This window comes from uncultured Nevskia sp. (assembly GCF_903885465.1).
Lineage (GTDB): Bacteria > Pseudomonadota > Gammaproteobacteria > Nevskiales > Nevskiaceae > Nevskia.
The window spans coordinates 1-7,356 of the sequence record NZ_CAISIQ010000334.1 but is presented as its reverse complement, the minus strand read 5'-3'; the positions used below and the strand labels follow the sequence as shown (position 1 = coordinate 7,356).

At 65.3% G+C, this 7,356-nt stretch carries 6 protein-coding genes; all 6 read right to left on the bottom strand.

Annotated features, from left to right (window positions below; genetic code table 11):
- Positions 1–120: 120 nt before the first annotated feature.
- Positions 121–909: an enoyl-CoA hydratase/isomerase family protein gene (locus QZY06_RS13100; protein ID WP_295685117.1), complete on the bottom strand. Its 789-nt coding sequence runs from the start codon at positions 907–909 to the stop codon at positions 121–123.
- A gap of 7 nt (positions 910–916) precedes the next feature.
- Positions 917–1,756, bottom strand: coding sequence for an alpha/beta hydrolase (locus tag QZY06_RS13095; RefSeq protein WP_295685115.1), 840 nt, complete (start codon positions 1,754–1,756; stop codon positions 917–919).
- A gap of 11 nt (positions 1,757–1,767) precedes the next feature.
- Entirely contained in the window at positions 1,768–3,258 is a 1,491-nt protein-coding gene (locus tag QZY06_RS13090) for a wax ester/triacylglycerol synthase domain-containing protein (protein WP_295685113.1), read from the bottom strand.
- Positions 3,259–3,305: 47 nt separating this feature from the next.
- Positions 3,306–4,313, bottom strand: a complete 1,008-nt coding sequence (locus QZY06_RS13085; protein WP_295685110.1) for an NAD(P)H-dependent glycerol-3-phosphate dehydrogenase — start codon at positions 4,311–4,313, stop codon at positions 3,306–3,308.
- Entirely contained in the window at positions 4,310–5,758 is a 1,449-nt protein-coding gene (locus tag QZY06_RS13080) for an HAD-IB family hydrolase (RefSeq protein WP_295685108.1), read from the bottom strand. The genes QZY06_RS13085 and QZY06_RS13080 overlap by 4 nt, the downstream gene beginning before the upstream one ends.
- Positions 5,755–7,356 (bottom strand): 1-acyl-sn-glycerol-3-phosphate acyltransferase (locus QZY06_RS13075; RefSeq protein WP_295685106.1); only part of this gene is annotated, 1,602 nt, incomplete at its 5' end. The genes QZY06_RS13080 and QZY06_RS13075, both read right to left, overlap by 4 nt.

The following is a 7,356-nucleotide window of genomic DNA, read 5'->3' as shown; positions in this document are numbered from 1 at the left end:
GCCTCGCGCGCGAACGCCGGCACGATGACCGGCGCCATCATCAATGCCGATGGCGGCATGGGCGTACGTGGCCTGACCCAGATCAACGGCGGCGAAGATCTGTAGAGGCGCAGCGCTCGATCAGCGGCCGCTGAACACCGGCTTCTGCTTGGCCAGCACCGACTGGATGGCGTTCCAGGAATCCTCGGTCTTCGCGCAGGCGGCGATTGCGCGAGCTTCCATTTCCAGCTGGGTGTCGAGCGAGGTGTCGAAGGTCGCCAGCAGCAGCTTGCGCAGCTCGCCGTAAGTCCGTGTCGGGCCTGCCGCCAGCTGCGCGGCCAGCGCTTCCGCTTCGGTCATCAGCGCTTCGTCATCGACCACCCGATTGACCAAACCGTAGCTCACCGCTTGTTCGGCGCTCCAGGTCTGATTGAGCATCACGAACTCGGCAGCGCGTCGGCTGCCGACCCGGCGCGGCAGAAAGGCGCTGCCGCCGCCATCGGCGACGAAGCCGATGCCGCTGTACGCAGCGTAGAAACGCGCGCTGCGCGTGGCGATCGCGAAGTCCGCCATCGCCGTCAGCGCGGTGGCGCCGCCGGTGACCAGGCCGTGTGCCGCGAGCACCACCGGCGCATTGCAGCGCGACAGCCGGGTGATCGCCATGTGCAGATCGGCGGTCGCGGTCTTCAGCTTGCGCGGCAGTTGTTCACGATCGGCAGCGAGCCATTTCAGATCGGCGCCGACGCTGAAGTACTTGCCCTCGGCGCTGATCAGTACCGCGCGCACCTCCGGGTTTTCGTCGCATTCGATCGAATGCGCGCGCAGCTCGGCGCAGAACGCGAGATCAAAGGGATTGCCGCGCTGGGGCTGACTCAGGGTCAGCCGCGCGATGCCATCCCGCAGCTCGTAGCGGATCGCCGGATCGCTCATCTCGGCATCAGGCCGGAATGCGCGCGTTCAGCCAGGCGGTCATGTCCTTGAACACGCGGGCACGGTCGGCCGGCAGTTCGTTGAAGATCTCGTGATAGAGGTTGTCGTAGATGTGCAGCGTCTTGTCGGTGGAGCTGATCCGGTCGTAGATCATCTGGCTGCCGGCGACGCCGGCGAGCTTGTCGTCGCGGCCATGCATCAGCAGGGTCGGCAGCTTCAGCGCCGGCAAGGCCGCAGGCAGCCATTCGACGAAGCGGACGATCTCGGCCAGGGTGCGCACCGGCACCTTGCCGTGAGCATTGAGCGGATCGCTGGCGTAGTCGGCGACCTTGTCCGGATCGCGGCTGACCAGGCTCGGGTCGACGGCGAACATGCCGAGCTTCGGCACGATCGACGCCAGCAGCTTCGACAGCGGACCGAGGAACGGCGGCGCGCCATCGAGCGCGACGGCCGGTCCGGACAGCAGCAGGCCGTTGAGCTTGGCGCCATGCTTCAGCGCGTAGCTGAGCGACAAGGCGCCACCCATGCTGTGGCCGAGCAGGAACAGAGGCTTGGTCGGCTGTGCGCGGCGGGCAAGATCGACCAGCTGGTCCATGTCGGCAACCGCGTTGGCGAACTTGTCGACGAAGGCGCGCACGCCGTCGGACTTGCCGTGGCCGCGATGGTCGATCGCGTAGACGGCGCAGCCGATGTCGGCCAGCACTTTCGCGACTTCGGCATAACGGCCGCCGTGTTCGCCCAGACCGTGGGCGATCACCACCGTCGCCTTCGGCTTCGCCGGCAACCAGCTCTGGTGATAGATGCGCTGTTTCTTGACGCCGATGAAGCTGCCTTCTGCGTGTTTCATGGGGTGGACTCTCAGCTCTTGTCGGTAGCGGTTTCTTTGCTGCTTTTGGCGGCTTTCGCCGTAGGTGCGGGGCGACCCAGCGCCAGCACTTCTTCCAGGCCTTCGCGGAAGCATTCCATCAGCAGTTCCGGTTCGGTGACGGCGGCGCGATCGCTGTTGATGCCGATGCAGCAACGGCCGTTGTGGGAAATCATCGCGATCATCATGCCGCAGCCCGGCACCGGCGCGAACGGCCACAGATGGGTGACCTGGGCACCACCGAAATACACCGGATAGGTGATGCCGGGAATATTGCTGATCTGCGCGTCCTGCGCCGTTGTGAAGTCCGCAGTCAGCTTGGTGACTACCGAGATCGGCAGCTTGGTCACCACCGGCATCAGCCGGATCATGATGTCCAGCGCCGGCTCGGCGCGGGTATCGCGGACGAAGCGCTGGATATGGCGGATGCGGGCTACCGGATCGGTTTCGGCAATCGGTGCTGCGTACTGGGAACCGGCGAACTTGTTGCCGCCCATCGCATCGCCTTCGACTCTCAGGCTGATCGGAAAACCGATCGGCATTTCCTTGATCGAAACCCCCAGGCGCTCGTGGTACAGACGAAAGCCGCCGAGCAGCGCGCTGAGGAAGGTGTCGTTGACCGAGGCATGCACGGCCTTCGACGCCGCCTTGAGATCGACCAGCGGAATCTCGATGCCATCCATGCGCCAGGACAGGCTGCGGCGCTTGAACAGGCCCGAGCCTGCCACCGGCTTGATGCCGAGCATCCGCTTCGCCGAGGACAGGTAGTCCATCGTCGTCTGCGCGTCTTCCGGATACTTGATCCAGGCCGCAGTCTGGCGACCAAGCTGGCCGGCACTTTCGACAGCACGGCGCGGTAGCGAGATCAACTGCTTGCGCAGCGCCTTGAAGCCGAGATTGGCGGCCGTCGCGGCGCGCTTGCGGCCGTAGACCGGTGCCGGTTCCGGACGCTGATCGGCGTCGCGATCGCGGCTGAACACGCGACTCATTAACTGGACGATGCCGAGGCCATCGGTGGTCGCATGGTGCATCTTCAGCACGTAGGCAGCCCGGCCGCCGGACAGGCCTTCGATCAGGGTCGCTTCCCAGGGCGCACGGGCGCGATCGAACGGCGCCATCGCGATCAGCGCGCCGGCATCGAACATCTGCCGATCGCTGCCCGGCTCCGGCAGCCGCGTACGGCGCAGGTGGTAGTCGAGATCGAAATCCGGGTCCTCGACCCAGACTGGATTGCCGACGCCCTTCGGCACCACCACCTTCTGGCGGAAGCGCGGCACGGCGTTGACCAGCCAGCGGTGATCAGCCTTGAAGCGCTCCCAGTCCGGTACGCGATCGAGCTCCATCACCGAGACGATCGTCGAGCGCAGACGCGGATCGACTTCGGCGAGCCACATCACCGCCTCGAAGGCGCTCATCTCGTTCGGGCCGCCCCAGGCGCGCAGCTCGTCGAGCACTGCGTTGTCGATATTGTCCGGCTTGCTCATGTCGCGGGTATCCCTGTGTTCGTGCTTGCTGCGTGAAGCTGCGCGGATCAGCCGGCGCTGTTTTCGGCACCGGCGGCCAGCCGGCGCAGGCCGCGGAAGGCCTGCACGGCGCCATGCTCGCCCTTGACCACGGCGGCCACTTCGGCGGCGATCGGCATCACCACGCCGTACTGCGCGGCCAGTTCCATGACCACGCTGGAGGTCTTGATGCCTTCGGCGACCATGTTCATCGAGGCAACGATTTCCGCCGTCGTGCGGCCCTTCGCGAACTGTTCGCCAACCTGGCGATTGCGCGACAGCGGGCTCATGCAGGTGGTCAGCAGATCGCCGAGGCCGGTCAGGCCGGAGAAGGTTTCCGCCTCGCCACCGAGCGCGACACCGAGCCGGGTGATCTCGGCAAGGCCGCGGGTGATGACCATCGCCCGGGTGTTCTCGCCGACCGAAAGCCCTTCGGCCATGCCGGCGGAAATGGCGATGACGTTCTTCAGTGGTCCGCCGAGTTCGCAGCCGATGACATCGTTGTTGGTGTAGACGCGAAACACGGCGCTGGAGAACAGCGGCTGCAGCGCGCGCGCCACCTGTTCATCGGCCATCGCCAGCACGGCTGCCGCGGCCATGCCCTGCAGCACTTCGCGGGCGATGTTCGGGCCGGCCAGCAAGCCGGCCGGATGACCCGGCAGTTCCTGATTGATGACCTCGGTCATCCGCATGTGGCTGCCCTGCTCCAGCCCCTTGGCAAGGCTGATCACCGGCACCCAGGGCCGCAACAGCGGCGCCACGGCGCGCAAGGTGTCGCGGAAGCTGTGCGAAGGCACGCCGACCACCAGCACGTCGCAGTCATGCACGGCTTCATGCAGCGACGAGGTCGCTAGCAGCCGCGAGCACAGCGGCAGGCCCTTCAGATAGGCGGAGTTGCGATGCTCGCGATTGATCTCGTCGGCGGTCTCGCTTTTGCGCGCCCAGATCGTGGTCTGCGTGTTGCGCGAAGCCAGCGAGGCGACCGTGGTGCCCCAGGAGCCGGCACCGAGTACCGCGATGCGTATCTGCCGACTCATGCGGGCTGTCCTTTGGAAGTCGGCCAGTGATTCATCGTATCGACGTACAGCTGCTGCACTTCGGCGATCCGTTCGTTCAGCTCTTCGGGCTTCCACTTCGAGACATCGATGCCCGGCAGCACAGTCACCTGCAAGGTGCCGGCGCGCATTGTCTGATCGTTGCGGCCCATGATCTCGCCGGCATTGCGGATCACCACCGGCACGATCGGCACGCCGGCCTGCATCGCCATGTGAAAAGCGCCCTTCTTGAACTTGCCGAGCTTCGGCGTCCACGAGCGCGTGCCTTCCGGAGCGATGCAGATGCTCAGGCCCGCCTTCAGGCGGTCGACGGCGGGCTTCAGCGCATCGATCGATTTCTGCGAATTGGCGCGATCGAGGAAAGCGATATCGGTCATCTTCATGTAGCGACCGAAGCCCGGCACGTTCGCCGCTTCGGCCTTGGCCACACCGCTGAACTTGCCGCGCACCAGCTTCATCATCAGGAACAGATCGAACTTGCTCTGATGATTGAGGATGAACACGCAGGGCCGGTACTTGTGCAGGTTCTCCTCACCGACCAGATCGACCTTGACGCCCAGCACCGCGAGCGCTGCATCACCCGCCGTGGCGGTGATGAAATCGGCGGCGCGGCGGGTATCGCCGGTGAGCTTCTCAAGCCCCAGTCCGGCGACGAAGCTGGCGCCCATCGCGGCATAGGCGCCGACGGTGCGCGCCACCGCTTTTGCGGGACCACGACTGCGGCGCGGAAAGCGCAGTACCGGCCAGCCACCTTCGATGGCGACCTCTTCAAGTTCCGGCTTCGGCTGAACCGCACTGGGCTTGCCGACCGCTTTCAGGAACGCGATGTCCTCGTTGCCGTTGGCGTAGCCGTAGCTCGCTTTCAGATTGACGCCATGGGCCTTCGCAAACGCGCGAACACCAGCGGCCTTGCCATCGCCCCAGGCCGGCGAGCCTTCAACGCCACCGGTGAGCCGGCCGTTGCGGATCATCGCCCGCGTGCAGACGATGTGTTCAATGCCGTATTCACGCGCCAGCGGCTCGATCTGGTACAGCGTCGCCGACGACGCGATGGCGACCGTATGGCCTTTCTTCTGATGCGCGTCGACCAGCTTCCAGCTTTCCGGAAACAGGGTCGCGGCAGTCTTCGCCAGCCACAGCCGCTGCCAGAGCGCGCGCATCTCGGCTTCGGTCTGGCCGGCCCAGTCGAGGATGCCCTTGCCGATGATGTCGTTGAACTCGGCATCGCTGAGATCGCCCTTGCGAGCCATCTTCACGGTCTCGATCAACTCCTTGGCGCCGATGTCACCGCGCTTGATCCGATCAGTGAAATAGGCCGCCGCCGAATAGCCGTCGATCAAGGTGCCGTCGTAATCGAAGAAGGCACCGATCTTCGGCCCCGAGGGACCCTCGGCGATGCGCTGCAGTTGCTGCTCGAGTACGGTCATGCGGAAGTGAGGTCCTGGCGTTCGGTGACGAGTTCCGGCACGGGCGCAAGGCGCGCCACATCCAGCTGTTCGATCGCCGCGAGCCGCTGCACGACCGAGGCCAGCTCGTCGGCGAAATCCTGGCGGCGCTGAGCGAGGTCCGGCGCGCCCGGCTTGAGCAGATCACGGTTCGCTGCCAGCGACAGCGCATTGGCAAACACTTCGCGCGATACGCATTCCGGGCTGCTCAGGCGCTTCTGCATGACGTACTGGCGGCCGACGCTGACGCATTCCTCGGTCAGCTTCTTCTTGTCGATCTTGGCGTCCACCGGCTGCGCGGCCAGGCGATCGGCGACGATGAAATAGGCTTCGATGAACGGCGTCAGCACCCGATGGGCGATCAGGAACGAAGCATTCAGCAGGATGCCGCGCCGGCCTTCGGCGGTGACCGCCTTCTGCCGGAACTTGGCATCGAACATCCGTGATTCGGACTTCTGTTCCTCACGATAGGTGGCCTTGTCGCTGAAGAAGAAATCGAACTTGAGCAGATCGCGCAACGCGAACGCCGATTGCCAGGCGCGCTCCAGCGGGCCGGTGAGTTCTTCCTGGCTGGTGTCGAGCAGCGCCACTTCGAGAATCGCGCGGTTGATGAACCAGTGCACCGCGCTGTTGCGATAGAACGCGGCGACCGAATGCTGGCCGGGCTCGATCGCGAACACCACTTCGGTGCCGGCGTCGTAGCGGCTGACCACGCCGCTGTCCTTGAGCGTTGCAAGTGTCTGCTCGACGCCTTCGGCGCTGCGCAGCTCATCGAGATGCGAACTCGGCAGACCGCGGGCATCGGCGTAATCGAGCAGCGGCAGCACCAGCTCGTGCACTTCGCCCGAGGTCAGCGCCCGATCACGCACGCCAAGCAGCGCCAGGGTAACCAGCGCCGGTGCGGTGACCGGCGTGACCCGGTTGATGCGCTGAAATACTTCGAAGGCGATCTTGGCGACCGTCCACTTGCCCGGACCATCGGCATCGGCGCGCGCCAGTGCTTCCTTCAGGCTCAGCGGCTCGCCGAAGCGGACATAGGCGCTGCCGATCAGCTTCTGCTGCGTGCGGGCATAGCCGGCGAGCCAGAGCAGATTTTCCTTGGCCTTGGCGGCACCAGCTTCCTCGGCAGCCATACGGCCGACTTCGTGCATCTGATCGTAAGTGGTCGACACCGGCACCAGCAGCATGTCGTCGGCACCGCCGCTTTCGATCGCCGACACCAGATAGCTCAGCAGGCCGTACTTCGGCGGCCGCAGCTTGCCGGTGCGGCTGCGCCCGCCTTCCATGTACCACTCGAGATTGCGGCGCTGCGCGGCCAGCCAGGCGAGGTATTCGCGGACCACCAGCTTGTAGATTTCGTCGTCCTGGAAGCTGCGCCGGATCAGGATGCCTCCGGAGCGGCGGATGATCGTGCCGAGCGGCCAGAAGCCGAGATTGTTGCCACCGAGGATGTGATTGCGCTTCAGGCCGTTGTCGCGCAGCAGGCGCGACAGGATGAAGGCATCGGCGTAGGAACGATGGGTCGGCAGATAGACCAGTGCACTGGTCTCGTTGAGCTGCTTGAGCTTGGCCAGCGCATC